Source organism: Sphingomonas baiyangensis, from assembly GCF_005144715.1.
GTDB classification, from domain to species: Bacteria; Pseudomonadota; Alphaproteobacteria; order Sphingomonadales; family Sphingomonadaceae; genus Sphingomonas; species Sphingomonas baiyangensis.
The window spans coordinates 672,028-696,800 of sequence record NZ_SWKR01000002.1 but is presented as its reverse complement, the minus strand read 5'-3'; the positions used below and the strand labels follow the sequence as shown (position 1 = coordinate 696,800).

The window sequence follows — 24,773 nt, the reverse complement described above, 5'->3', positions numbered from 1 at the left end:
GGTCGCACCCGATTATGTGTTTGGCGGGCAACGCCGATGTTGTATCGCTGCAACGATGCAGGTCCGCGTGACGTCCATGCCCGAGGTCGAGACGCCGCCGCGACGCTGGCGGCTGCCGGCGCCGGGCGCGCTGATCGAGCTGCTGGTGCTCGGCGCGGCGATCGCGATCGGCATCGTCACCTATTTCGTCATCACCAGCAATCCGGGCGAGGTACAGCCGCTAAGCCCGCCGCTGATCGCGACGCTGCTCGTCGCCAACCTCGTGCCGGCGATGGCGCTGCTGGTGCTCATCGGCAGGCGGGTCGCGCGCGCGCGCGCGGCCAAGTCGCCGATCGGCGGCAACGGTCAGCTGCACGTTCGGCTGGTGGCGATCTTCTCGGTGCTCGCCAGCGTGCCGCTGATCCTCGTCACCATCGTGGCCTCTCTCCTGTTCCAGTACGGCGTCGAATTCTGGTACTCCGATCGCGCGCGCGACATGATCGAGCGAGCGGCGACGCTGGCCAATGAATCCTACACCGCGACGACCGAGTGGATCGATTCGTCCAATGTAGCCGTGGGGCAGGACGTCGCGAACGTGCTCGAGGCGGGCTATGATTTCGACTCGCCCGAGTTCATCAGCATCTATTCCGAAAGCATTCTCATCCGCAGCCTTGCGGAATCGATCGTCTTCAAGCTCGCGCCTGACGGGGAGATCCTCACCTTCGCGCTGATCGATCCGTACGAGACGGGCTTGGTCGACGACATCAACCTCGACGACGTGCGCAAGCTGCGTGCCGGGCAGCGCAGCATCGTGAGCGTCAGCGGCGATCGCGTGCAGTCGATCGCGGCGGTGCCCGGCACCGAGTATTTCGTCGCGTCGAGCCGCGTGGTCGGCACGCGCGAACTGGTGCAGCGGTTGCAGCGCGCGCAGTCGGTCGTCGCCGATTATCGCGCGTTGCGCGAGCGGTCGCGTTCGCTGCAATTGCGCTTCAACCTCGCGCTGCTCGGCATTTCACTCGCGATCGTGGCACTTGCGGTGTTCGTCGCGCTCGCGGTGGCCGATCGGCTGGTGCGGCCGGTGGGCGAGCTGGTCGATGCCGCGCGCCGCGTAGCGGGCGGCGACCTCGACGTGCGCGTCGCGAAGCCCAAGTCCGAGGACGAGGTCGGCACGCTCGCCAGCGCGTTCAACCGCATGACCGAGCAGCTTTCCGAACAGACCAACGCGCTCGTCACCGCCAACGCGCAGATCGAGAGCCGCCGCGCACTGATCGAGGCAGTGATGTCGGGCGTGTCGGCGGGCGTGATCTCGGTCGGTGGCGACCGCTCGGTGCGGCTGGTCAACGCCAGTGCCGGCCAGCTGCTCAAGACCGGAGAGCAGAGCCCCGTCGGCCGCCCGCTCGCCAGCGTCGCGCCCGAGCTCGATGCGTTGCTCGACGGGCAGGAGCGCGAGGCGATCGTCCAGGTCACGCCCGGCGGCGAGGCCAAGACGCTGGCGGTGAAGATCGCGCGCGACGATAGCGGGCACATCCTCACCTTCGACGACATCACGCAGCAGTTGATCGACCAGCGCCGCGCCGCCTGGTCCGACGTCGCGCGCCGCATCGCACACGAGATCAAGAACCCGCTGACGCCGATCCAGCTCGCCGCCGAGCGCCTGCAACGCCGCTACGGCAAGACCGTCGATCCCGCCGACGGCACCTTCGCGCGGCTGACCGAAACGATCGTGCGGCAGGTCGGCGACCTGCGCCGCATGGTCGACGAATTCTCGTCGTTTGCGCGCATGCCCAAGCCCGTGTTCCGCAATGAGTCGCTGGTCGATCTCGCACGGCAGGCGCTGTTCCTTCAGGAAGTCGCGCATCCCGAGATCGGCTTCGAGCTGGCGTTCGGCGAGGACGTGCCGACGCTGGTGTGCGATCGACGCCAGCTGGGACAGGCGCTTACCAACGTGCTCAAGAACGCGATCGAGGCGATCGAGGCGCGTAGCGGCGAAGCTCTGACCAAGGGGCGCGTGATCCTGACGCTCGACGCCGAGGACGAACGCCATGTGGCGCTCTGCATCGAGGACAACGGCATCGGCCTGCCCGTCGAGCGCGATCGCATCGTCGAGCCCTATATGACGACACGCAGCCGCGGCACTGGCCTGGGCCTCGCGATCGTCAAGAAGATCGTAGAGGAGCATTTCGGCACCATCGCCTTCGCCGACCGTCCCGATGGCGGCACGCGCGTGACTATGCGCTTCGACGCGCAGCTCCTTTCGACGCTGCGACAGCAGGACGAAGGCGGCGCCGCACTCGCCGAAGACCGCGCACCCATTCTCACTCGCAATCGGACACCAACCGCATGAGCCTCGACATTCTCGTCGTCGACGACGAGCAGGATATTCGCGAACTGGTCGCCGGCGTCCTCGAGGACGAGGGCTATGCCACGCGCGCCGCTGCCGACAGCGATTCGGCGCTCGAGGCGATCGCCCAGCGCCGCCCCAGCCTCGTGCTGCTCGACGTCTGGCTGCACGGATCGAGGCTCGACGGGCTCGAACTGCTTGAGGAGATCAAACGCCGTGATCCTTCGGTGCCCGTGCTGGTGATTTCGGGCCATGGCAATATCGATACCGCCGTCGCCGCCATCCGCCGCGGGGCTGCCGATTTCATCGAAAAGCCGTTCGAGGCCGAACGCCTGCTGCTGATGGTCCAGCGCGCGACCGAGACCGAGCGTCTCAAGCGCGAAGTCGCGGCACTGCGTGCCTCGGCCGGGCGCGATACCGACCTCACGGGCAATTCGGGTGCGATCAACACCGTTCGCGCGACGCTGAAGCGCGTCGCCTCGACCGGCAGCCGCGTGCTCATCTCGGGCGGGGCAGGGGTGGGCAAGGAAGTCGCCGCGCGCCTGCTGCATGGCTGGAGCCAGCGGGCGGAGGCGCCGTTCGTCGTCGTCAGCGCCGCGCGGATGACGCCCGAGCGCGTCGAGGAGGAGCTGTTCGGCGTCGAGGAAGGCGGCGATCTCGTGCGGCCCGGCCTCCTCGAGCAGGCGCATGGCGGTACGCTGTTCCTCGACGAGATCGCCGACATGCCGATCGCGACGCAGGCCCGCATCCTGCGCGTGCTCACCGACCAGAGCTTCAGCCGCATCGGCGGCACGCGCACCGTCAAAGTCGATGTGCGCGTCGTTTCGGCGACCGCGCGTGACCTGAACGAGGAGATTGCCGAGGGCCGCTTCCGCGAGGATCTCTATTATCGCCTCAACGTGGTGCCCGTCGCGATCCCCGCGCTTACCGAGCGGCGCGAGGACATCCCTCCGCTAGTCGAACATTATGTCGCGCATTACGCCGCCGAACGCCGCGTGCCGACGCCCGAGATCGCCGGCGATGCGATGGTCGCGCTGCAAAGCTATGACTGGCCGGGCAACGTCCGCCAGCTGCGCAACGTCGTCGAACGTACCGTCATCCTGACGCCGGGCAACCGCATCGGCCGCATCGACATCGACCTGCTGCCGCGCGAGGTACTCGGCACCGGCGGCGGCAGTGACGGCGCGATGGGGGCGGGGGCGATCATGGGCACGCCGCTTCGCGAAGCGCGCGAGACCTTCGAGCGCGAATATCTGCGCGTCCAGATCCGACGCTTCTCGGGCAATATCAGCCGTACCGCCAGCTTCATCGGCATGGAACGCTCGGCGCTGCACCGCAAGCTCAAGCTCCTCGGCATCACCGAAACGCGCGACGACTGATCCGCGCGGCTGGACGGGCGCCGGCCCGCTTCCTATCTTGCGGAAAGCATCCCTCGGGGTGCGACCGACGCCGGGACCGGCGCATCGCGGCCAGCAAGCCGCCAAGAATATGGAAAGGCACGCATGGCCGACAAGCAGACATCGCTTCAGGACCAGTTCCTGAATGCGCTCCGACGCTCGAAGACGCCGGTTACGATGTTCCTCGTCAAAGGTGTCAAGCTCCAGGGAATCGTCACCTGGTTCGACAATTTCTCGGTGCTGCTGCGCCGCGACGGCCAGTCGCAGCTGATCTACAAGCACGCGATCTCGACGATCATGCCATCGGGACAGATCGATCTCGCGCCGATCATCGAAAGCGTTTCCGAAAGCGCGTCGAAGTCACCGGGATTGCAGGAGATATTCCTCAGCGCCGTGCGTCGCCAGCATGAGCATGTGACGATGTTCCTCGTCAACGGCGTGATGCTGCAAGGCCAGATCGCGGCGTTCGACCTGTTCTGCATGCTGCTCCAGCGCGACGGCATGTCGCAGCTCGTCTACAAGCACGCCGTCTCGACGATCCAGCCCGCCAACCCGCTCAACCTCGCCGACGAGCAGGCACAGAGCGACGCCGATTGAGCACCGGCTTCGATCGCGACGCCGAGGAGTTCGCACGCGGCGCGCGCGCGGTGATCGTGCTGCCCGATCAGGGCGGCGCTTCGCGTGACGCCGATGCTCGGCTTGAGGAAACCGCCGGCCTTGCCGCCGCGATCGGCGTCGAGGTGCGCGATCGCATCGCGGTGCGCGTGCGCACCCCGCGCCCGGCGACGCTCATCGGCGGCGGGCAGGTGGAGGCGATCGCCGAGCGTGTCGCCGCCGAGGAGGCCGGGCTTGCGGTGTTCGACGCAGCCCTCACGCCCGTACAGCAGCGCAATCTCGAGACTGCGCTCGGCTGCAAGGTGATCGACCGTACCGGGCTGATCCTCGAGATCTTCGGCGAGCGCGCGCGCACCGCCGAGGGCCGGTTGCAGGTCGAACTCGCGCATCTCGATTATCAGGCGGGCCGGCTGGTGCGCAGCTGGACGCATCTCGAGCGCCAGCGCGGCGGCTTCGGCTTTCTCGGCGGCCCCGGCGAGACGCAGATCGAGGCCGATCGGCGGATGATCCGCGATCGCATGGCGCGGCTGCGGCGCGAGCTCGATCAGGTGAGCCGCACGCGCACGCTGCACCGCGATCGGCGGCAGCGCGCGCCATGGCCGGTCATCGCCCTGGTCGGCTATACCAATGCCGGCAAGTCGACGCTGTTCAACCGCCTGACGGGTGCTGACGTCATGGCGGAGAATCTGCTGTTTGCCACGCTCGACCCCACGCTCCGTCAGGTGTCGCTACCGGGCATCGACAAGGCGATCCTGTCGGACACCGTGGGTTTCGTCTCCGAACTGCCGACGCAACTCGTTGCTGCGTTCAAGGCGACGCTTGAGGAAGTCATCTCGGCCGATCTGCTCATCCACGTCCGCGATGTCGCGCACCCCGATAGCGAGGCGCAGCGCGACGATGTCGAGGCCGTGCTCGCCGAGATCGGCGTCGACGAGGCGACGCCGCGCATCGAGGCATGGAACAAGCTCGATCTGCTCGACGACGATGCGCGCGCGGTGCTGGCCGAGGAAGTCGCGGTGCGCGACGATGTCGTACTCGTATCGGCGTTGCGCTGGGAGGGGGTCGCAGACCTGATCGGCGCAGCCTCGCGGCTGCTCACTTCGGGCCATCGCCGCTACCATGTCGCGCTCGATCCCGCCGATGGCGCGGGCGCCGCGTGGCTCCACCAGCATGGCGAAGTGCTCGATCACTGGGTCGAGGACGGCGTCGCGCACTACGACGCGCGCATGGCGCCGCGCGACTATGAGCGCTTCGTCACGCGATCAGCCTGATCGCTTGGCGGCGGCCCACAGGCTCTCCTTGTCGTCGAGCGAGAGCGCCTCGAACGCACTGCCCGCCATTTGCTCCATCACGCTGAAGCGGCGTTCGAACTTGGCGTTGGCGCCGCGCAGAGCGGCCTCGGCATCGACGCCAAGGTGGCGCGCCCAGTTGACCACCGAGAACAGCAGGTCGCCGATCTCCTCCTCGATCGCATCGGGCCCGGCATGCTCGACTTCGGCCAGTTCCTCGTTGATCTTGGCACGCGGACCATCGGCATCGGGCCAGTCGAACCCCGTGCGCGCCGCACGCTTCTGGAGCTTTTCGGCGCGCAGCAGCGCCGGCAATCCCAGCGCAACGCCGTCGAGCGCGCCGCGCTTCGCCATGGCGCCCCGCTCGGCGGCCTTGATTTGTTCCCAACCGGGAGAGGCGGCGGCATCGCCGAAGATATGCGGGTGGCGCCGTTCCATCTTATCGCTGATCGCCGCCACCACATCGCTGAACGCGAAGGCGCCGGCTTCCTCGGCGATCCGGCTGTGGAACACGACCTGCAGCAGAAGGTCGCCAAGTTCGTCCTTCAGGTCGTCCAGGTCGCCACGATCGATCGCGTCTGCGACCTCATAGGCTTCCTCGATCGTGTACGGCGCGATCGAGGCGAAATCCTGCGCGCGATCCCATTCGCAGCCATGTTCGGGGTCGCGCAGCCTCGCCATGATCGCCACCAGCCGATCCACCATCCTGACAAACTCCAAGTCGATAATATATATTATGTTAAATGACGCGTTATCTCGCGGTAGGCGGTTCAAGGATGAGCGTTCGCCCCTCGACCCGCCACGACCCCAGCCGCGACAGGAAGTTCATGCCGATCACGTTCACGTCGCCAAAATTGGCCGACACCACCACTGGCAAGTCCTCGGTCGCCAGCGACCCCACGGTCACGCGCTCGGCGATGCCGCGTTGCGCTGCGATCGTCCCGTTCGCCGTCGTCAGCAACACCGGAAAGCCGCCGCTGGTGTCGATCCCCGCCGCCCGGGCCGTCGCCTCGGACAAGGCGGTGATCGTCGCGCCGCTGTCGACCAACATGCGCTGCTCGACGCCGTTGATCGTGACGCGCGCGTAGAAATGCCCGTTGGGCGACTGGCGGATCCGCACCGTATCGCCGACCATTTCCTGATCCGACAGGCCCGCACGATCGCCCAGATCGGTCAGCACGGCTTCGATCGCGTCGCGGTGCAGCACCGCCGCATAGACGATGGCGATGATCGCCACCCAGCCGAGTACCGATCGGACGATCATGCCGAACGACATGCGCCGCAGGCTGAGCGCGCTCAGCGCCAGCACGAGCACGCCAACACCCATCAACAGGCGCACCATGTCGTCGCCGCTCATGGCGTCAGCTCCATGCCGTCATATCCCGGCTCAACGACTGGCGGCAGCGTGTCGCACAGCGTGCGGTAATCCATGCTGTTGTCCATGTGCGTCAGGACCGCCCGCCGCGGCGCGACACGCTCGATGAACGCCAGCGCGGCCGAAAGATGCGCATGCGACGGGTGCGGCTCACGCCGTAACGCATCGAGTACCCATATATCGGTGCCTTCGAACATGCTGGCCATTTCATCGGACAAGTCGTGGAAATCGGTCGAATAGACGATCGAACGGCTCCCTTGGCCGAAACGGAGTCCCGCGCTCGTGATCGCGCCATGCGGCTGATCGACCACACTGATCGACAAGTCGCCGATCGTCAGCCGGTCGGGCAGATCGGCGATGCGTATCGTCGGCCGATAGAACTCGGTGCCCGCGAAGACATAGCCGAACCGCGCTTCGAGCGCGGCGCGCGTCAGGGGTCGCGCAAAGCCCGTGACCGGCGCGCGCCGATTCTGCATCAGCTGGCGCACATCGTCGATGCCGTGCGTATGGTCGCCATGATCGTGCGTCCAGATTATGGCATCGACATCGCCGACGCCGGCGGCCAGCAGCTGCTCGCGCATGTCGGGTCCGGTATCAATCAGGATGCGCGTGCGCGCGGTCTCGATCAGCGCCGATGCGCGCAGCCGCCGATTGCGCGGATCGGCCGGATCGCACGATCCCCAGTCATTGCCGATCCGAGGCACGCCGCTTGACGTGCCGCAGCCCAGGATGCGCAGTTTCACCTGCCTGTTTTCGCGAAGAGGCGATGGAAGTTGTCGGCGGTTTTGGCGGCGAGCACTTCTGGCTCCTCGCCGCGCAGCCCCGCGACGAATGCGCAGGTGTCCGCCACGAAGGCGGGCTCGCCCGTCTTTCCGCGATGCGGCACCGGCGCGAGGAACGGCGCGTCGGTTTCGATCAGCAGGCGCTCGGCCGGCAGGTTCGCGGCGATCGCCTGAAGGTCGCGCGCGTTCTTGAACGTGACGATCCCCGAGATCGAGATGTAGAAACCCATCGCAAGTGCTTGTTCGGCAAAGGCCCGCGTACCGGTGAAGCAGTGAATCACCCCGCCGAACGCCCCCTTCCCCAGTTCGTCTGCCAGTATCGCGGCAGTATCGTCCTCGGCATCACGCGTATGCACGATGATCGGCAGCCCGGTCTCGCGCGCCGCTGCGCAATGCGCGCGAAAACTGCGCGCCTGCGCGTCGCGATCCGAATGGTCGTAATGATAGTCGAGCCCGCATTCGCCGAGCCCGACCACGCGCGGATGCGCCGCGCGCTCGACGAGCTTCGCGGTATCGATATGTGCGTGCTGATCGGCCTCGTGCGGGTGGATGCCCACCGTCGCCCACACATCGGCCTCGCGCTCGGCAGTGGCGAGCACCGCGTCCCACTCGCTCTCGCGCGTCGCGATGTTGAGCATCGCGGTGACGCCGCGCGCGCGCGCGCGTTCGAGCACGGCCTGCTGATCCTCGGCCAACCCCTTGTAATTCAGGTGACAATGGCTGTCGGCCAGCATCAGGCGGCGTCCTCCTCGTCAGGCACTTCGATGCGCGGGAAGATGGGTACGGGCGCGGCGATGCGAAAGCCCTGCTCGGCCAGCCGCGCATACCAGCCGTCATCCGCCAGTGCGGCATGGTCGCGCGCTTCGGCGCCTATCTGATCGAGCAGGCGCCCTGCGGCCTCGGGGATGACCGGCAGGATCGTGATCGCCAGCAGCCGTATCGCGCGCACCAGCGTGCCGAGCACGGCGTGCATTCGCTCGGGATCGGTCTTGCGCAGCCCCCAAGGTGCCTGCGCGTCGATATACTGGTTGCACGCGAACACGCCGCGCATCCACGCCTCAATCGCCGGCGTCAGCGCCTGATCGGCGAACAGCGCGCGAAACTCGGCGTTAGCGGCTTCGACCATCGCGAGCAGCGCCGCATCAGCGGGCTCGGTGCGCCCCGCCTCGGGCAGCGCGCCCTCCAGATTCTTCGCGATGAACGCCAGCGTGCGCTGCGCCAGATTGCCGAAGCTGTTCGACAGATCTGCATTGGCCCGGAGCGCGATTGCGCGCGGGCTGTAGCTGCCGTCCTGCCCCCAGTTGATGTCGCGCAGCAGGAAATAGCGCAGCGCATCGACACCGAAGGCATTCGCCAGATCCATCGGATCAACGACATTGCCCACCGACTTCGACATCTTCTCGCCGCGATTGAGCACGAAGCCGTGGCCGAACACCTGCCGCGGCAATTCGATGCCCGCCGACATCAGGAATGCCGGCCAGTAGACCGCGTGGAAGCGCACGATATCCTTGCCGATCACATGGCAATCGGCGGGCCAGTAGCGCGCCATCCGCTCGTGATCGTCGGGATAGCCCGCGCCGGTCAGGTAATTGGTGAGCGCGTCGACCCACACATACATAACATGCCCGTCGCTGCCCGGCACCGGCACGCCCCAGTCGAAACTGGTGCGGCTGACCGACAGATCGACCAGCCCGCCCTCGACGAAGCGCAGCACTTCGTTGCGCCGGCTTTCAGGACGTATGAAATCGGGGTTGGCGGCATAATGATCGAGCAGCGGCTGCTGGTATTTAGACAGGCGGAAGAACCAGGTTTCCTCGGCGGTCCAGGTAACGGGCGTGCCTTGCGGCGAAAGCCTGGCGCCCCCTTCCCCCTCGGTCAGTTCCTTTTCTTCGTAGAATGCTTCGTCGCGGACCGAATACCAGCCTTCGTAGCGATCGAGATAGAGGTCGCCCGCCGCCGCCATCGCTTCCCAGATCGCCTGGCTCGCGCGATAGTGCTGAGGCTCGACGGTGCGAATGAAACGATCGCACGAGATGTTCAGGCCGTCGGCCATCTGGCTGAAATAGCTAGACATCTCGTCGGCCAGCGCGCGTACCGATACGCCCTTGTCGCGCGCGGTCTGCACCATCTTCAGCCCATGCTCGTCGGTTCCCGTCTGGAAGAACACCTCGCGCCCCGCCTGCCGCTGGAAGCGCGCGATCGCGTCGGCCGCGATCATCTCATAGGCGTGGCCGATATGCGGGCGACCATTGGGATAATGGATCGCGGTGGTGATGGTGTAGCGTTCGGACATGGCGCGCGCTCTAGGTCAGCCCCGGCGAAATGACTAGAGCAGCAGCCAGTCGGCGGTGTCATGGCCCACCGCGCCGCCGCCCTGCCGCCGCTTGAGCTCGGTACGCGCGGTGTGGCGCACGTCCTCGTCGCGATCGCCCAGGAAGCGCGCGAGCGATTCATTGTCGATTTCGCGCCATTCCTTGCCGCGATCGGGGCCGTAGCGCACGCGCGGGAGCAGCCCCGGCTCGTTCGACCAAGCGATGAGCTGCGCGACGCTCGCTTCGTTCAACATGTCGCGCAGGTGATGCGCGGTAACGTAGGAATCGGGGAATGCGCGATGGATCGGCAGGCCGCGCGCATGGTCGAGCCCCGCGGGCTTGCGCCAGTAGCGCAGCACCTGGTTCGAAAAGCTCGGGCTGTCGGGCCATAGCCGCAGGGCGCATTTCCAGGTGCAGATCCACTCCGCCCCACGTGTCATCGCCGGCGTGCAGAACTGTTGCTCGAAGGTCGCGCGATGCGCCGCCAGCGCCACCCGGCGCGGCCATGGATCGAGGATCGGCCGGGCAACATCATGGAACCACGGCGCATCGGCCACTTGCTCGTCGAGGATGTGGTGCACTGCCTGGGTGATCGGCGGGATCGGCCGGCCGGGGTTGACCAGCCGCGCGCCGCCCTCGCCATGCAGGTCCCACCGCCCGTCGGGGCCCAGTGCCACGTCCTGCCAGCCGATTTCGCACACGGCATGCGCCGGTGGCGCATTGCCCGTCGTCTCTAGATCGATGACACGGATGATCTGCAGGTCGCGTTCGGAAGCCATTGACCGGTACATGGCAATTCCGGCGCCCGATTGCGAGCCGATGTTAATGCGCCGCCTGCGGCCCCCGCTCCAGACCACTCGCCGCCAGCTGCGCGTCGATCATCGCCAGCAGCCGATCGAGCGAAGCCTGATCCTTGGCTTCGGCGCGCGCCACCAGCACGTCCTGCGTGTTCGATGCGCGCAGCAGCCACCAGCCGTCGGGCGTGTTGACGCGCGCACCATCGGTGCGGTTGACGTCGGCGCCCTCGGCCTCGAGCCGATCGAGCACCTCATCGATCACCGCGAACTTGCGGCTTTCGTCGACCTGGAAGCGCATTTCGGGCGTGTTGACCATCGCGGGCATCGCGCTGCGCAATTCGGTCATCGACTTGCCGATCATGTGGACCGCGCGGATCAGCCGGACGGCGGCATATTGCGCGTCGTCGAACCCGTAATAGTCGTGCGCGAAGAAGATGTGGCCGCTCATCTCGCCGGCAAGCGGCGCGCCCGTTTCCTTCATCTTGGTCTTGATGAGGCTGTGGCCGGTCTTCCACATCAGCGGCTCGCCGCCCAGCTCGGCGATCCGGTCGTAGAGCGCCTGGCTCGCCTTCACATCGGCGATGATCGTGGCGCCCGGCTCCTCCCGCAGCACGGGCTCGGCCAATATGGACAGAAGCTGGTCGCCCCAGATCACGCGGCCCTCGCCGTCGATCGCGCCGATCCGGTCGCCGTCGCCATCGAAGGCCAGTCCGAAATCGAGCTGCTTCTCGGCGACGAGGCGCTTCAGATCGGTGAGGTTCTTCTCCTCGGTAGGATCGGGATGATGGTTGGGAAAATCGCCGTCCACGTCGGTGAAGAGCAGATGATGCTCACCCGGCAGCAGCTTGACGAGCTTCTCGATCACCGGGCCGGCGGCGCCGTTGCCGGCGTCCCAGCCGATGCGATAGGCGCCGCCCGCATAGCCCGCCATCAGACGCCCGACATAATCGTCGACGATGTCGTGGTCCGAAACGGTCCCCTCGCCTTCCTCCCAGTCGCCATTCTCGGCCAGCCGGCCCAGATCGCGAATGTCCTCGCCGAAGAAGGGCTTGTGCTGAAGCACCATCTTGAAGCCGTTATACTCGGCGGGATTGTGGCTGCCGGTTATCTGGATGCCGCCGTCCACCTCTAGCGTCGCCTCGGCATAATAGAGCATCGGCGTCGGCCCGAGGCCGATCCGCACTACGTCGATGCCGCTCGCCGTCAGTCCTTCGACCAGCGCGGCTTCCATCTCGCGCGACGAATGGCGCCCGTCACGCCCCACCGCCACGCGCGTGCCGCCCGCGCGGCGCACCCGGCTGCCGAACCCGCGACCGATCGCGCGGGCATCGTCGGCCCCCAGCGTCTTCCCCACGATCCCGCGGATGTCGTATTCGCGCAGCGAAGTGGGGTCGAAACGGTGCGTCATGTGGTTCCCTCCCGGAAGTGATGTCGGCGCTCCATCGTTCGGGCGCCAGAAAAGTTCAATGGCGGGCCGGGCGATGCAACCCCGTCGTCAGCGGACCCGCTTCAACAAAACGTCGCGCGCGGCGTTGATGCGGCGCGTGAGGTCGCCCGATCCGCCCTTGTCGGGGTGCACCGCGTTCGCCAGCCGGCGATGCGCGGCACGGATGGCGTCTGCATCGGCGTCGGCGCCGACGCCCAGTACGTCGCGCGCCTCGCGCTCCGAAAGCCCAGGACGGCGCTTCTTGCCGAACACGAACCATGCGACCAGCGCCATCAGCACCAGCGCAAAAATGAGCTTGCCCATCAGGCGAACGCGGGCTGTGCGCTGCGCTCGGGCAGTTGCAGCCCCGCCATCATCTCGCGCAGCTCCTGACGCGCGGCGACGTGGCTCAGCCCCATTTCGCCGAATTCGCGCGAATCGAGCATCGTCAGCCCCTGCGGAAACAGCTCGCGGTAGATGACGCGCTCGGAAAGTCCCGGAATCACACGGAAGCCCACGCGCTTGGCAAGCTGCGTCATCGCCTCGGCGACGCGCCGCATGTTCTTGGCCTCGATATGCTGGAGCCGATTGCGCAGCACCACCCAGTCGATCGTCGAGCCGTCCTCGCGTGCGCGGCGCTTGCGCGATTCCCAGATCAGTTCGGAATAGAAGCTCGGGCGCGTTACCTTGAAGCTGTCGGGGTCGACCTGGCCGATCAGGTCAAAATCGACGAAGCTGTCGTTCATCGGCGTCACCAGCGTATCGGCCTGCTGCACCGCGATCCGCGCGAACGGATCGTCGCGGCCCGGCGTGTCGATCACCAGATAGTCGCTGCCCTTGGCGAGGCTCGCCATGAGCTGCGCAAATCGCTCCATGCTCTCGCCGTCATGCGTTTCGTGGCGCGGCATCGGCAGCTCACGCCCCGTGCGCCGCACCGTTTGCGCGCGATTGTCGAGATAGCGGCCCAGCGTGCGCTGGCGATGATCGAGATCGAGGCACGCGACGCGCGCCCCGCGCGCCGCCAGCGCGATCGCAGTGTGCACCGCGGTCGTGGACTTGCCCGTCCCGCCCTTCTCGTTGGCGAAGACGATGACGTGCAGACCGTCGGCGATGCTGGCCAAGATGCGCTTTTCCCTTGTCGAACGCGGAGCAGCGCGCTCATAGGAGCGCCCCCGCCATGCCGGTCTGTATCGCCGCAGCGGCCCGTCTATCAAGGTGTTCGTCGTGCAAACCATCCGGGACATCGCATCGCTGCGTGCTGCCATCGGCACGTTCACGGCAGCGGGAGAGCGCGTTGCGCTTGTGCCGACGATGGGCGCGCTGCACGACGGGCACATGGCGCTGGTCGAGGCGGCACGCCGCCATGCCGACCGCGTCGTCGTGTCGATCTTCGTCAATCCCATGCAGTTCGGCGCGGGCGAGGATCTGGCGCGCTATCCGCGGCGCGAGCAGGCCGATTCGCGGATGCTCGCCGACGCGGGTGTCGACATTCTCTGGCTGCCCTCGCCCGAGGCGATGTATCCGCCGGGGTTCGCCAGCGTGATCTCGGTATCGGGAGTAAGCGAACGGTTCGACGGTGCGGCGCGGCCGGGGCATTTCGATGGCGTAGCCACCGTCGTCACCAAGCTGTTCGGCCAGGTGCGACCGCACGTCGCGCTGTTCGGCGAGAAGGATTTCCAGCAGCTCGCCGTCATCCGCCGACTCGTCACCGATCTCGATCTTGCGATCGAGATTGTTAGCGTGCCGACACAGCGCGACGACGATGGCCTCGCACTGTCGTCGCGCAACATCTATCTCAACCCTGCCGAACGCGCCGCGGCGGTCGCCCTGCCGCGCGCGCTGGGCGTCGCCACGCGCAGCATCGAATCGGGCATAACTGTCGAGGAAGCGCTGGCCACCGCGCGCGAGGCGCTAGCCAACGCCGGCTTCAGCGTCGACTATGTCGCGCTGGTCGATGCCGAGACGCTGGGCGATCCGCTGCCCGGCCGCCCGCGCCGCCTGCTCGCAGCCGCACGAATCGGGCAGACGCGGCTGATCGACAATGTCGCGGTAGCACCCGACCAACAGGGTTAATCGCGTTAACCATTTGTTGAAACCAAGCCGGCAGAACCCAGTCATGCCAAAAGGGCAAATGGGGGTTTGGTTTCATGGGAAGCAGTCTGAAAAGCGCGCGTTTCCTCGTCGAGAGCCGATTGATGGATGCCGTGCGCGGCGATGCCAATGCCGCATATGATCTCGGCATGGTGTTCTCGAGCGGGGCCGAGGGCATGTCGGTCGACCTGATCGAAGCGCACAAATGGTTCAACATCGCCGCGATGACCGGCCGTCGCGACGCGCAGCAGTGCCGCGCCGACATCGCCGAGGACATGACCGCACGCGAGATCGCCGAAGCGCAAAAGGCCGCACGCGCCTGGCTTTCGACCACGCAGGCGCGCGCCGCCTGATATCCGGGTTTCCGGGAGTGCGATGCGCGTTGCCCGTGCGCCAGCCGCCGCGCCTGCACTTCCGGATCAGCAGCGCCAAAGCGCGTCAGGCTTCGAGCTCGACGTCCCAATAGAGCCAGTCGTGCCACGTCTCGTGCAGGTAGTTGGGCGGAAAGCGCCGGCCATTCTCCTGCAGATGCCAGCTCGTCGGCCGGATCGGCTGCACGTATAGCGGCATGCCCGCCTCGCGCGGCGTCCGCCCGCCCTTCTTCAGGTTGCAGGGTGCGCACGCAGTGCACACATTTTCCCACGTCGTCCGCCCGCCCTGCGCGCGCGGAATCACATGATCGAACGTCAGGTCGCTCGGCGATCCGCAATATTGGCAGGTGAAGCGGTCGCGCAGGAACAGGTTGAAACGCGTGAACGCCGGGAATTGCGAAGGCCGCACATATTGCCTGAGCGCGATGACCGAAGGCAGCTTGATTCGCGCGCTCGGGCTGCAGATCTCGCGCTCATAATGCGAAACGATGTTCACCCGATCGAGAAACACCGCCTTGATCGCCGTCTGCCACGGCCACACGCTCAGCGGATAATAGCTCAACGGCTTGAAGTCGGCGTTCAATACCAGCGCCGGGCAACTATCGGGGTGCCGGATCAGATCGGGATGGTACATGCAGCTCGCAGCTCCCCGTTCACCTGCCTGCCTCTCGCCAAGGACGATGACATCCGAATGACAACCGGTGAATGACAGCATGGGCGCGAAGGCCGGGTCAAGCATGGCGATGGCCCCTACCACGCGCTTCGCCCCCAGCCCCACTGGTCGTCTGCACGCCGGCCATGCCATGTCGGCGATCCTTGCGCACGATCTCGCGCGGGCGGCTGGCGGGCGTTTCCTGCTGCGCATCGAGGATATCGACGGGACGCGCAGCCGGCCCGAACATGTCGCGACGATCCTCGATGATCTGCGCTGGCTCGGCCTCGAATGGGACGGCCCCGTCGTCTTCCAGTCGCAGCGCCTGCCGCTGTACGAGGCCGCGCTCGACCGGCTGCGCGCCGCGGGCCTCGTCTATCGCTGCTGGTGCACGCGCGCCGATATCGCCGCCAGCGCATCGGCGCCGCACGGACCCGAGGGCGCGCTGTATCCCGGCACCTGTCGCGGTCGCGCTGGCGATCCCGCGCAGCCGCATGCCTGGCGGATCGACATGGCCGCGGCCGTGCGGCGTACCGGGCCGCTCGCATGGCATGACGCCACCGCCGGCAGCATCGCCGCCGACCCGCTTTCGCTCGGCGACGTGGTGCTCGCACGCAAGGATGCGCCCGCCAGCTATCACCTCGCCGTCACCGTCGATGATGCCGCGCAGCGCGTGACCGATATCGTGCGCGGGGCCGACCTGTTCGCCGCCACGCACGTGCATCGGCTGTTGCAGGCGCTGCTCGGCCTGCCGACGCCGCGCTACCATCACCACGCGCTGCTGCTCGGCGCCGACGGCACGCGCCTCGCCAAGCGGCACGGCGCGCCGGCGCTCGCCGACATGCGCTTGGCAGGCGAAGACGGCGTCGCACTCGCTACCGCCCTAAGGTCGGGTGCGCTGCCGCTTGGTTTTGCGCGGGCAAGCGCCTAGATTGAGCGCATGACGACATTCCTGGTCATCCTGCTCGTCGCCGCCATGATCGCCACGCTGGTGGCGCTGATTCGCGGCATCGTCACCTTCATCAAGGTCACCGAAGCCGATCTCAAAGGCGACGGTGCCAGCGCGGCTGCGGTCAAATCGAACAAGATGATGCAGGCGCGCATCTTCTTCCAGGCGATCGCGGTGCTGATTGCCGTCGTCATCATGCTCGCTGCCGGGCGGGGCTGAGCCGCTGGTCAAGCTCAACCGCATCTACACGCGCACCGGCGATACCGGCACGACCGGCCTGGTCGACGGTTCGCGCGTTTCGAAAGCCGATCCGCTGATCGCCGCGATCGGCGACGTTGACGAGGCCAATTCGGCGATCGGCGTGGCGCTCGCCGGCATCGACGATGCCGCGATCGGCGTAATGCTCGGCCGCATCCAGAACGAGATGTTCGATCTCGGTGCCGATCTCGCCACACCCTGGAACCCCGACGCTCATCCCGACGCTGCGTTGCGCGTCACCCCGCATCAAGTCGCGGCGCTCGAAGCCGATATCGATCGGTTGAATGGCGAACTCGAGCCGCTGTCGAGCTTCATTCTCCCCGGCGGATCGCCCGTAGCGGCGTCGATGCACCTTGCGCGCGCGATCGTCCGACGCGCCGAGCGGGCGATGGTTTCGGCCGGTGCCGGCAACACGCTCAATCCCGCCGCGCTAACCTATATCAACCGCCTGTCTGACCTGCTTTTTATTCTTGCTCGATATGTGAACAAAAACGGGCCGGGCGACGTTCTGTGGAAACCGGGGGCATCGCGCTGATCTTCGATCGGGCGCGCGTGGCGTTCTGCCATCGGCGAGTGGAGAGACGACATGCGGCCCAATCCGATATCAAGCAGCACGCCCGCGCTGCTTCATTTCCATCAGGTGCGCGATCTGAGCGTCGCGCTCGTCGCGCCGCTCGGCGATGCCGACGCGACCGTTCAATCGATGCCCGATGCGTCGCCCGCCAAATGGCATCTGGCGCATACCAGCTGGTTCTTCGAGACGTTCGTGCTGCGCGACAATGTGCCCGGCTACACGCTGCACGACGAGCGCTTCCCCTTTCTGTTCAACAGCTATTACGAAGCCGAGGGCGCGCGGCATGCGCGTGACCGGCGCGGGATGATTACGCGCCCCTCACTCGAGGAGGTGCTGGCCTATCGCGCGTATGTCGACGCCGCCGTGGACGACGCCTTCGACGACCTGCCGCGCGATGCGCGCGCGCTGATCGAACTGGGCTGCCATCACGAGCAGCAGCATCAGGAGCTACTGCTTACCGACATCCTGCACCTGTTCGCGCAGAATCCGGTCGAACCCGCGATATGGCCCGGCGCGCGCAAGATGCCTGTGCCGATGCCCGGCCCCGTCGCGTGGATCGAAGGCACGGCGGAGGTCTGCGAGATCGGCCATGAGGGCGACGGATTTGCTTTCGACTGCGAGTCGCCACGCCACGCGGCGCTGCTCCATCCGCACGCGATCGCCGATCGCACCGTGACCAATGGCGAGTGGATGCAGTTCATCGCCGATGGCGGCTATACCGATCCGCGCCACTGGCTCGCCGATGGCTGGGCCTGGGTGAAGGCCGAAGCGATCGAAGCCCCACTCTACTGGCAGCGCGGCGAGGCGGGGTGGACGCGCTTCGGGCTCGACGGGCGCCGCGCGATCGATCCCGCCGCTCCCGTCACGCATGTCAGCTTCTACGAGGCCGACGCCTATGCCAGCTGGGCAGGCGCGCGGCTGCCGACCGAAAGCGAATGGGAATGCGCCGCCGCCGCGCATGATCCGGCCGCCGGCAACTTCCTCGACGCTGCCGGTCCGGTCGAGCCGCGACCCTCGACCGGCGGCCCCGCCTTTTTCGGCGATGTGTGGGAATGGACGGGCAGCGCCTATCGCCCGCATCCGGGCTTCCGCGCCGCCGAAGGCGCGGTCGGCGAATATAACGGCAAGTTCATGAGCGGGCAGTTCGTGCTGCGCGGCGGCTCGTGCGCCACGCCGCGCGGCCATGTGCGCGCCAGCTATCGCAACTTCTTCTACCCGCACCAGCGCTGGCAGTTCACCGGCGTGCGGCTCGCAAAGGACGTCTGATGCTCAAGCCCGAAGTCGAGGATGGCGAGGTCAGCCTGGCCGACCCCGAGTTCCGTGCGGACGTGCTGGCCGGTCTGGCGACGCGGCCTCGCGCGATCCCCGCGCGCTGGTTCTACGATCGTCGCGGCTCCGAGCTGTTCGAGGCGATCACCGATCTTCCCGAATATTATCCCACCCGCACCGAAGTCTCGCTGCTCGATATGGCGGGCGAGCAAATCGGGGCGGCGGTCGGCACCGGGCGTGCGGTCATCGAGTTCGGCTCGGGCTCTTCGATGAAGACGCCGCGCCTGCTGCGCAGCATCGCACCCGCCGCCTATGTGCCGATCGACATTTCGGGCGAATTCCTGCGGCATTCGGCGGCAGCTCTGGTCGACGATTTTCCCGACCTTGCGATCCATCCCGTCGAGGCCAATTTCATGCGGCCCGTGCCCCTGCCCGATGCCGTGGCGGGAGCGCCCAAGCTCGGCTTCTTCCCCGGATCGACCGTCGGCAACCTGACGCCGCTCGCCGCGACCGATTTGCTGCGCACGATGCGCGAGTCGCTCGGCGAAGGCGCGATGCTCTTGATCGGCATCGATCGCATCAAGGACGAAGCGGTGCTCGTGCCTGCCTATGACGATGCCGCCGGCGTCACCGCCGCATTCAACCTCAATCTGCTTGAGCGCATCAATCGCGAGCTGGCGGGCACCATCCCCGTCGAGGCGTTCGCGCACCGCGCGATCTGGAATGACGCGGCCGCGCGCATCGAGATGCATCTGGAAGCCCAGCGCGACGTCGCGTTCGGAGTCGATGGCCGCGATTTCGCGATGCGTGCCGGCGAGACGATCCATACCGAGAACAGCCACAAATACGGGCCGCGCGATGCTCGCGTGCTGCTGCGCGCGGGCGGCTGGACGCCGATCGCTGAATGGACCGATCCCGACGACTGGTTCGCGCTCATCCTCGCCGAAGCGCAGTCGCGGCCCGCCGCCCCCTAGGCTGCTTTTTAGCCACGCTGAAGCGGTACCGGCCCGCTCCCCCACCCGGCCACCCAGCCAGGCTATCCTCATGGGTGGCCGGGTGGGGGAGCGGGCCGGTGCCGCGCTGTTTCAGCTTTGCTTAAACAGCCCCTAGCGTTCGATGCGGGCGCGGTACGTCGTGATATAGTCGGTGCTGCCGCGACACTCGCCCATTTCGGACTGCTCGACGATGCGGAACCGCGTGCCGTCCCACACATAGCGCTGGATGACGCCGCAATCGCCCAGCCCGCGGCCTTTGGCGAAGGCGGCGAGCTCGCCATCCTCGAAGCCGGCGTTGATGAGCGTCGGCGCGCCATCTTCGCCGAAGCCGTTGGGCACCGCGTCAAACGGTGCCGCGCGCGTTGCGCCGCGCTCGATTACGAAGGCGGCATGAATGGCGTTATAAGCCCCTGCCCCGCACGGCACGAGCGCGAGCGTCACGCCCCCGCCCAGCGCGTGGAATTGCGGATCGGGCTGGTACGCGCCTTCGAATATCTCGCAACCCGCTTCCTCCTGCAGCCGCGTGATCGCCGCCGCGTCGAGCGTCTCCGCAGTCCCCGAGGGCGCGAGCGCGCGGATGACCGGCATCGGCGAGGCGGCGGCATTGTCGATCCGCCCGCCCTTCGCCACGATCGCGCCGCCGGTCCCCGCGCGGCCCTGCTGCGCGTCGATATAGCGCAGCGCTGCCGACACGCCCGCAAGCGATACCTGTGCGCGCTGCCCGGCGCTCTCGATCTCGGCGGCCTGCGCATTGGCCATCGCCTCGGCGATGCGGCGCGCCTCGCTGCCTTCGAACTGCCCCTCGCGCGTGCCGCCGCGCGCCACTTCGGCGCCGTCGATGCGCAGCACGATAGGCGCGGCGATCTCGCTTTCGCCGGCAAAGGCGATCCGCATCGCCCCCGGCGTGCCCGCATCGCGCTCGATCGAAGGCAGGAACGCCGGCCAGTTGCCTGCATCGTCCTCGGGCGCCAGCGCTACCGCCTTGCAGTTGCCGATATTGTCGCAACCCACCGTCCAGTCGCGAAAGGTGCGTAGCTCGCCGATGCGCGGCGCGGCGGCGGCGGTCGCTGCGTCGTCCTGCGACGGCAGAGGGCTGCCGGGCGTCGTATCGGGCGCTTTCTCGGCAAGGTTGGTCGTCGCATCGGGCGCCGGCGAACAGGCGGCGAGCGTCAGTAGCAGCGGCGCGAACAGTTTCATGCCGCCGGCATAGCGCGCGACCGCGCAACGCGATAGCAGGCGCGCAAGCGATCGGGAGAAGAACATGGACGTCATCGGAGTCATCGGCGCGGGGCAAATGGGCGCGGGCATCGCGCAGGTATCGGCGCAGGCCGGCTATCGCGTGCTGCTCGCCGATGTCGATCTGGCGCGCGCCGAGGCGGGCAAGGCTGGCATCGCCAAGGCGCTCGAGCGGCTCGTGACGAAGGAGAAGATCGCGCCCGCCGATCGCGATGCCGCGCTCGATCGTATCTCCTGCATCGGCGATCACGCCGCCGTCGCGCCTGCCGATCTGGTGATCGAGGCCGCGACCGAGCGCGAGACGGTCAAGCGCGCGATCTTCGAGAGCGTCGCTCGGCATCTGTCCGACAGCGCCATCCTCGCGACCAACACCTCGTCGATCCCCATCACGCGGCTGGCGCAGACGGCGCATGATCCCGCGCGTTTCATGGGCGTGCATTTCTTCAATCCCGTGCCGGTGATGGGACTGATCGAACTCATTCGTGGCCTCGCCACTGCCGATGTCACGGTCGATGCCGTCACCGCTTATGGCCGCCGGCTGGGCAAGGAGATCGTCCACGCCAACGACGCGCCGGGGTTCATCGTCAATCGCGTGCTGATGCCGATGCTCAACGAGGCCTGTTTCGCGCTCGGTGAAGGCGTGGCGACTGTCGCCGATATCGACACCGCCTGCCGCCTCGGTCTCAATCACCCGATGGGGCCGCTGACGCTCGCCGATTTCATCGGCCTCGATACCTGTCTCGAGATCACGCGCGTGCTGCACGACGGCACCGGCGATCCCAAGTTCCGCCCCGCGCCGCTGCTCGTCAAATATGTCGAGGCCGGCTGGCTCGGCCGCAAGACCAAGCGCGGCTTCTACGACTATTCGGGCGAGACGCCGGTGCCGACGCGCTGATCGTCAGGCGGCGTCGCGCAGCCGGATATGCGCGGCGCGCAGCGCCATCGGGTACAGCAGTTCGTTCTCGCTGCGCACGCGTGCATCGAGTCGATCGAGGATCGCTGCCGTCGCTTCGGCAAAGCCTTCGCAATCCGCTTCGATCGCGCCCGACGTCCAGTGCGCGGCATAGTCGCGCCAATCCGCCGCCAGCGTCTCGAAGGCAGCGATCGCCTCGCGCGCCGCAGCCGCGGCGCCCTCGTCGGCGCTCAGCATCAGTTGCGGATAGATATCGGCGTCCTCGGTGGCCAGATGGCTGACGAGTTGGTCCGAGAGCGCTTCGAGCGCGGCGCACATCACGTCGGGCGCCGCGTCGTCTGCAATCGTCGCGCGCAGTACGGTCGCGAGTTCGGCGATGGCGCGATGTTCGCGGATGAGCCGTTCGAACGACAGATAGGCGTGCTGCATGTCGCGTACCTCCACCGCCTCGATTGCTTGATGCAGGATAAGAAAGCGTGAACGTCATGGGGTGACGGCGGCGCCCCAACCTGTCACAGCGCGCAGCCTTGACGCGCGCCGGGGCGGCTCCCCATCCTCGCGTGCGTACACGAACAAGGGGCACCGCGGCTTCGCATGCAGCTAGTAATCGTCGAATCGCCCGCCAAGGCGAAGACCATCGAGAAATATCTGGGCAAGGACTATCGCGTCCTCGCCAGCTACGGTCATGTCCGCGATCTGCCTCCCAAGGACGGGTCGGTGAAGCCCGACGAAGGCTTCGCGATGGACTGGGAAAATTACGCCGACAAGGCCAAGCAGCTCAAGGCGATCACCGACGAGGCGAAGAAGGCCGATCGCCTGATCCTCGCGACCGACCCCGATCGCGAGGGCGAGGCGATTTCGTGGCACGTCCAGGAAGTGTTGGCGAAGCGCAAGGCGCTGCCTGCCACGGTCGATCGCGTGACTTTCAACGCCATCACCAAGGCCGCCGTCACCAGTGCGATGGAGCGCCCCCGCGCGCTCGATACCGATCTGATCGACGCCTATCGCGCCCGCCGCGCGCTCGACTACCTCGTCGGATTCACGCTGTCGCCAGTGCTGTGGCGCAAGCTGCCCGGCGCCAAGTCGGCGGGGCGCGTGCAATCGGTCGCGCTGCGCCTGATCGTCGAGCGCGAGCGCGAGATCGAGGCGTTCGTGCCGCAGGAATACTGGTCGGTCGTCGCCGACATGGAGGCCGACGGCACGCGCTTCCAGGCGCGGCTCGCGCGCTTCGAGGGCGCGAAGCTCGATCGCCTGTCGATCGGCGAGCAGGGCACCGCCGATCGCGCGAAAAAGGCAGTGGAGGACGGCCGCTTCTCGGTCGCGTCGGTCGAAACCAAGCCCGCCACGCGCAATCCACCGCCGCCCTTCACCACCTCGACGCTGCAACAGGAAGCCGCGCGCAAGCTCGGCTTCTCGGCCAGCCACACGATGCGCATCGCGCAGGCGCTCTACGAGGACGGCGCGATCACCTATATGCGCACCGACGGCGTGCAGATGGACGGATCGGCGATCGCCGATGCGCGCCGTGCCATCGCCCAGCGCTATGACGGCAGCTACGTCCCCGACAAGCCGCGCCAGTACCAGACCAAGGCGAAGAACGCGCAGGAGGCGCACGAGGCGATCCGCCCCACCGATTTCGGCAAGGACCGCGCCGGATCGGGCGATCACGCCAAGCTCTACGACCTCGTGTTCAAGCGCGCGCTCGCCAGCCAGATGGCCTCGGCGCGGATGGAGCGCACCGCCGTCGAGCTCGAGGACGCGACGGGCCAGACCGCACTGCGCGCCACCGGGCAGGTCGTGCTCTTTCCCGGCTATCTCGCCCTGTACGAGGAAGGCCGCGACGATTCGGACGACGAGGACGGCCGCCGCCTGCCGCTGCTGCGCGAAGGCGATGCGCCCGCCAAGCTCGGCGTCGCCGCCGAGCAGCATTTCACCCAGCCGCCGCCGCGCTTTTCGGAAGCATCGCTCGTCAAGCGGCTCGAGGAGCTCGGCATCGGCCGTCCTTCGACCTACGCCTCGATCATCCAGGTGCTGCGCGATCGCGCCTATGTGCGCATGGACAAGAACCGTTTCTTCGCAGAGGAAAGCGGCCGGTTGCTCACGGCGTTTCTCGAGCGCTTCTTCGAGAAATATGTTAGCTACGACTTCACCGCCGGGCTCGAGGAGGAGCTGGACGACGTATCGGGCGGCCGCGCGCAGTGGCAGAGCGTGCTCGACGCCTTCTGGCGCGATTTCCGCCCGCGCACCGACGAGGTGATGGAGCAGAAGCCTTCGGAAGTGACCGCTGAGCTCGACAAGTTCCTCGAGCCCTATCTGTTTCCCAAGAAAGCCGACGGCAGCGATCCGCGGCTGTGCCCCAATTGCGGCGAAGGCCGGCTGGCGCTGCGCGGCGGGCGGTTCGGCGCGTTCGTGGCGTGCTCGAACTATCCCGAGTGCAAATATACGCGTCGCTTCGCACAGCCGGGCGGCGAAGGCGACGATACGGGCCCCGAGACGCTCGGCACCGATCCCGAAAGCGGCCTGCCCGTCGAGCGCAAGTCGGGGCGCTTCGGCCCCTATATCCAGCTCGGCGAGGGCAAGGAGGCCAAGCGCGCGTCGATCCCCAAGGACATCGGCGAGCTCGATCTGGAGATGGCGCTAAAGCTGCTGAGCCTGCCGCGCACCATCGGCGCGCATCCCGAAAGCGGCGAGCCGATCACCGCCTCGATCGGCCGCTATGGCCCCTATCTGGCGCATAACGGCAAATATGCGCGGCTCGGCTCGACCGCCGAGGTGTTCGAGACAGGCATGAACGCCGCCGTCGTCAAGCTGGCAGAGGCAGCCGCGGGCGGCGGGCGGCCGCAGCGCGGCGCGGCACGCGAACCGCTCAAGGTCTTCGGCAAGCATCCCGTCTCGGGCGAGGACGTGCGGCTGATGGAAGGCCGCTACGGCGCGTATGTGACCGACGGCACGACCAACGCCACGCTACCCAAGACCGCGGACAAGGACGCGCTGACGCTCGATGAGGCCGTGGCGCTTATCGACGCGCGTGCGGCAGCGGCGCCGGCCAAGGGGAAGAAAAAGACCGCGCCGAAGAAGAAGGCGTCCGTGAAGAAGAAGGCGGCACCTGTCAGGAAGAAGGGGGCGGCCGACTGACCATCAGGTCCGCTGGG

Annotated in this window: 25 protein-coding genes; 13 read left to right on the top strand and 12 right to left on the bottom strand. The window is 67.1% G+C overall.

Translation table 11 applies throughout. The features are described 5' to 3' along the window. Window positions 1-76: 76 nt before the first annotated feature. The 4 genes from FBR43_RS06510 to hflX are packed head-to-tail and all read left to right on the top strand — an operon-like array spanning window position 77 to window position 5,603. On the top strand, window positions 77-2,323 hold the full coding sequence (locus FBR43_RS06510; protein WP_249276650.1) for a sensor histidine kinase: 2,247 nt from the start codon (window positions 77-79) through the stop codon (window positions 2,321-2,323). Further along, window positions 2,320-3,699 carry a nitrogen assimilation response regulator NtrX gene (gene ntrX, locus FBR43_RS06505; RefSeq protein ID WP_136942393.1) on the top strand — a complete coding sequence of 460 codons (1,380 nt, stop codon included), beginning with the start codon at window positions 2,320-2,322 and terminating at the stop codon, window positions 3,697-3,699. Before FBR43_RS06510 ends, ntrX begins: the two co-directional genes overlap by 4 nt. 9 nt (window positions 3,700-3,708) lie before the next feature. Next, window positions 3,709-4,314: an RNA chaperone Hfq gene (gene hfq / locus FBR43_RS06500; protein ID WP_317128335.1), complete on the top strand. Its 606-nt coding sequence runs from the start codon at window positions 3,709-3,711 to the stop codon at window positions 4,312-4,314. Next, window positions 4,311-5,603, top strand: coding sequence for a GTPase HflX (hflX, locus tag FBR43_RS06495; RefSeq protein WP_136942391.1), 1,293 nt, complete (start codon window positions 4,311-4,313; stop codon window positions 5,601-5,603). Before hfq ends, hflX begins: the two co-directional genes overlap by 4 nt. On the opposite strand, the gene mazG is transcribed toward hflX, so the two are convergent. From mazG to FBR43_RS06450, 9 genes are all read right to left on the bottom strand, one after another. Further along, complete coding sequence (mazG, locus tag FBR43_RS06490) at window positions 5,595-6,326, bottom strand: nucleoside triphosphate pyrophosphohydrolase (protein ID WP_136942390.1); 732 nt, start codon at window positions 6,324-6,326, stop codon at window positions 5,595-5,597. The two genes, hflX and mazG, sit on opposite strands and share 9 nt — an antisense overlap. Window positions 6,327-6,372: 46 nt before the next feature. Beyond that, window positions 6,373-6,978 (bottom strand): retropepsin-like aspartic protease family protein, encoded by a 606-nt coding sequence (locus FBR43_RS06485; protein ID WP_136942389.1) that lies wholly within the window; start codon window positions 6,976-6,978, stop codon window positions 6,373-6,375. After that, window positions 6,975-7,739 carry an MBL fold metallo-hydrolase gene (locus FBR43_RS06480; RefSeq protein WP_136942388.1) on the bottom strand — a complete coding sequence of 255 codons (765 nt, stop codon included), beginning with the start codon at window positions 7,737-7,739 and terminating at the stop codon, window positions 6,975-6,977. Before FBR43_RS06480 ends, FBR43_RS06485 begins: the two co-directional genes overlap by 4 nt. After that, entirely contained in the window at window positions 7,736-8,512 is a 777-nt protein-coding gene (locus FBR43_RS06475) for a TatD family hydrolase (RefSeq protein WP_136942387.1), read from the bottom strand. The genes FBR43_RS06480 and FBR43_RS06475 overlap by 4 nt, the downstream gene beginning before the upstream one ends. Next, window positions 8,512-10,071 (bottom strand): methionine--tRNA ligase, encoded by a 1,560-nt coding sequence (gene metG / locus FBR43_RS06470; protein WP_136942386.1) that lies wholly within the window; start codon window positions 10,069-10,071, stop codon window positions 8,512-8,514. Before metG ends, FBR43_RS06475 begins: the two co-directional genes overlap by 1 nt. Window positions 10,072-10,104: 33 nt before the next feature. Continuing rightward, on the bottom strand, window positions 10,105-10,869 hold the full coding sequence (locus FBR43_RS06465) for an exonuclease domain-containing protein (protein ID WP_136942385.1): 765 nt from the start codon (window positions 10,867-10,869) through the stop codon (window positions 10,105-10,107). Between the two features lie 43 nt (window positions 10,870-10,912). Continuing rightward, complete coding sequence (gene pgmG / locus FBR43_RS06460; RefSeq protein WP_136942384.1) at window positions 10,913-12,295, bottom strand: phosphoglucomutase/phosphomannomutase PgmG; 1,383 nt, start codon at window positions 12,293-12,295, stop codon at window positions 10,913-10,915. Window positions 12,296-12,382: 87 nt separating this feature from the next. After that, on the bottom strand, window positions 12,383-12,637 hold the full coding sequence (locus FBR43_RS06455) for a DnaJ domain-containing protein (protein WP_136942383.1): 255 nt from the start codon (window positions 12,635-12,637) through the stop codon (window positions 12,383-12,385). Then, the gene (locus FBR43_RS06450) at window positions 12,637-13,425 is read right to left on the bottom strand and encodes a division plane positioning ATPase MipZ (protein WP_136944070.1); all 789 of its coding nucleotides are present in this window, start codon (window positions 13,423-13,425) and stop codon (window positions 12,637-12,639) included. The genes FBR43_RS06455 and FBR43_RS06450 overlap by 1 nt, the downstream gene beginning before the upstream one ends. A 112-nt stretch (window positions 13,426-13,537) precedes the next feature. Here FBR43_RS06450 and panC point away from each other — a divergent pair, with 112 nt between their 5' ends. Together panC and FBR43_RS06440 are read left to right on the top strand one after the other, a co-directional pair. Continuing rightward, a complete protein-coding gene (panC, locus tag FBR43_RS06445) occupies window positions 13,538-14,386 on the top strand; it encodes a pantoate--beta-alanine ligase (RefSeq protein ID WP_136942382.1) in 849 nt (282 codons plus the stop codon). Between the two features lie 74 nt (window positions 14,387-14,460). After that, a complete protein-coding gene (locus tag FBR43_RS06440; protein ID WP_136942381.1) occupies window positions 14,461-14,757 on the top strand; it encodes an SEL1-like repeat protein in 297 nt (98 codons plus the stop codon). Window positions 14,758-14,842: 85 nt separating this feature from the next. Here FBR43_RS06440 and FBR43_RS06435 read toward each other — a convergent pair whose 3' ends face one another. Next, on the bottom strand, window positions 14,843-15,409 hold the full coding sequence (locus tag FBR43_RS06435; protein WP_136942380.1) for an HNH endonuclease: 567 nt from the start codon (window positions 15,407-15,409) through the stop codon (window positions 14,843-14,845). Window positions 15,410-15,512: 103 nt separating this feature from the next. Here FBR43_RS06435 and gluQRS point away from each other — a divergent pair, with 103 nt between their 5' ends. Genes gluQRS through egtD form a run of 5 tightly spaced genes read left to right on the top strand, consistent with a single transcriptional unit; the run spans window position 15,513 to window position 19,451 of the window. Then, complete coding sequence (gluQRS, locus tag FBR43_RS06430; RefSeq protein ID WP_394344012.1) at window positions 15,513-16,358, top strand: tRNA glutamyl-Q(34) synthetase GluQRS; 846 nt, start codon at window positions 15,513-15,515, stop codon at window positions 16,356-16,358. Between the two features lie 9 nt (window positions 16,359-16,367). Then, complete coding sequence (locus FBR43_RS06425; RefSeq protein WP_136942379.1) at window positions 16,368-16,595, top strand: twin transmembrane helix small protein; 228 nt, start codon at window positions 16,368-16,370, stop codon at window positions 16,593-16,595. A gap of 4 nt (window positions 16,596-16,599) precedes the next feature. Beyond that, the gene (locus tag FBR43_RS06420) at window positions 16,600-17,169 is read left to right on the top strand and encodes a cob(I)yrinic acid a,c-diamide adenosyltransferase (protein ID WP_136944068.1); all 570 of its coding nucleotides are present in this window, start codon (window positions 16,600-16,602) and stop codon (window positions 17,167-17,169) included. Window positions 17,170-17,220: 51 nt separating this feature from the next. Beyond that, entirely contained in the window at window positions 17,221-18,474 is a 1,254-nt protein-coding gene (gene egtB / locus FBR43_RS06415; protein ID WP_169542520.1) for an ergothioneine biosynthesis protein EgtB, read from the top strand. After that, on the top strand, window positions 18,474-19,451 hold the full coding sequence (gene egtD, locus FBR43_RS06410; RefSeq protein ID WP_136942378.1) for an L-histidine N(alpha)-methyltransferase: 978 nt from the start codon (window positions 18,474-18,476) through the stop codon (window positions 19,449-19,451). Before egtB ends, egtD begins: the two co-directional genes overlap by 1 nt. A 132-nt stretch (window positions 19,452-19,583) precedes the next feature. Here egtD and FBR43_RS06405 read toward each other — a convergent pair whose 3' ends face one another. Beyond that, window positions 19,584-20,744, bottom strand: coding sequence for a DUF1176 domain-containing protein (locus FBR43_RS06405; protein WP_212611900.1), 1,161 nt, complete (start codon window positions 20,742-20,744; stop codon window positions 19,584-19,586). Here FBR43_RS06405 and FBR43_RS06400 point away from each other — a divergent pair. After that, window positions 20,734-21,603: a 3-hydroxybutyryl-CoA dehydrogenase gene (locus tag FBR43_RS06400; RefSeq protein WP_136942376.1), complete on the top strand. Its 870-nt coding sequence runs from the start codon at window positions 20,734-20,736 to the stop codon at window positions 21,601-21,603. The genes FBR43_RS06405 and FBR43_RS06400 overlap by 11 nt on opposite strands. A gap of 3 nt (window positions 21,604-21,606) precedes the next feature. Here the strand turns inward: FBR43_RS06400 and FBR43_RS06395 are convergent, their stop codons facing one another. After that, window positions 21,607-22,050 (bottom strand): hemerythrin domain-containing protein, encoded by a 444-nt coding sequence (locus tag FBR43_RS06395; protein ID WP_136942375.1) that lies wholly within the window; start codon window positions 22,048-22,050, stop codon window positions 21,607-21,609. Window positions 22,051-22,215: 165 nt separating this feature from the next. Between FBR43_RS06395 and topA the strand changes: the two genes are divergently transcribed. Then, a complete protein-coding gene (topA, locus tag FBR43_RS06390; RefSeq protein ID WP_136942374.1) occupies window positions 22,216-24,756 on the top strand; it encodes a type I DNA topoisomerase in 2,541 nt (846 codons plus the stop codon). Window positions 24,757-24,773 lie beyond the last annotated feature (17 nt).

Coding starts and splice junctions, on each gene's coding strand:
- FBR43_RS06510 (WP_249276650.1), top strand. CDS start 77: ATGCCCGAGGTCGAGACGCCGCCGCGACGCTGGCGGCTGCCGGCGCCG.
- ntrX (WP_136942393.1), top strand. CDS start 2,320: ATGAGCCTCGACATTCTCGTCGTCGACGACGAGCAGGATATTCGCGAA.
- mazG (WP_136942390.1), bottom strand. CDS start 6,326: ATGGTGGATCGGCTGGTGGCGATCATGGCGAGGCTGCGCGACCCCGAA.
- FBR43_RS06485 (WP_136942389.1), bottom strand. CDS start 6,978: ATGAGCGGCGACGACATGGTGCGCCTGTTGATGGGTGTTGGCGTGCTC.
- FBR43_RS06475 (WP_136942387.1), bottom strand. CDS start 8,512: ATGCTGGCCGACAGCCATTGTCACCTGAATTACAAGGGGTTGGCCGAG.
- metG (WP_136942386.1), bottom strand. CDS start 10,071: ATGTCCGAACGCTACACCATCACCACCGCGATCCATTATCCCAATGGT.
- FBR43_RS06465 (WP_136942385.1), bottom strand. CDS start 10,869: ATGGCTTCCGAACGCGACCTGCAGATCATCCGTGTCATCGATCTAGAG.
- pgmG (WP_136942384.1), bottom strand. CDS start 12,295: ATGACGCACCGTTTCGACCCCACTTCGCTGCGCGAATACGACATCCGC.
- FBR43_RS06455 (WP_136942383.1), bottom strand. CDS start 12,637: ATGGGCAAGCTCATTTTTGCGCTGGTGCTGATGGCGCTGGTCGCATGG.
- FBR43_RS06440 (WP_136942381.1), top strand. CDS start 14,461: ATGGGAAGCAGTCTGAAAAGCGCGCGTTTCCTCGTCGAGAGCCGATTG.
- FBR43_RS06435 (WP_136942380.1), bottom strand. CDS start 15,409: ATGTACCATCCCGATCTGATCCGGCACCCCGATAGTTGCCCGGCGCTG.
- gluQRS (WP_394344012.1), top strand. CDS start 15,513: ATGGCGATGGCCCCTACCACGCGCTTCGCCCCCAGCCCCACTGGTCGT.
- FBR43_RS06425 (WP_136942379.1), top strand. CDS start 16,368: ATGACGACATTCCTGGTCATCCTGCTCGTCGCCGCCATGATCGCCACG.
- egtB (WP_169542520.1), top strand. CDS start 17,221: ATGCGGCCCAATCCGATATCAAGCAGCACGCCCGCGCTGCTTCATTTC.
- egtD (WP_136942378.1), top strand. CDS start 18,474: ATGCTCAAGCCCGAAGTCGAGGATGGCGAGGTCAGCCTGGCCGACCCC.
- FBR43_RS06400 (WP_136942376.1), top strand. CDS start 20,734: ATGGACGTCATCGGAGTCATCGGCGCGGGGCAAATGGGCGCGGGCATC.
- FBR43_RS06405 (WP_212611900.1), bottom strand. CDS start 20,744: ATGACGTCCATGTTCTTCTCCCGATCGCTTGCGCGCCTGCTATCGCGT.
- FBR43_RS06395 (WP_136942375.1), bottom strand. CDS start 22,050: ATGCAGCACGCCTATCTGTCGTTCGAACGGCTCATCCGCGAACATCGC.
- topA (WP_136942374.1), top strand. CDS start 22,216: ATGCAGCTAGTAATCGTCGAATCGCCCGCCAAGGCGAAGACCATCGAG.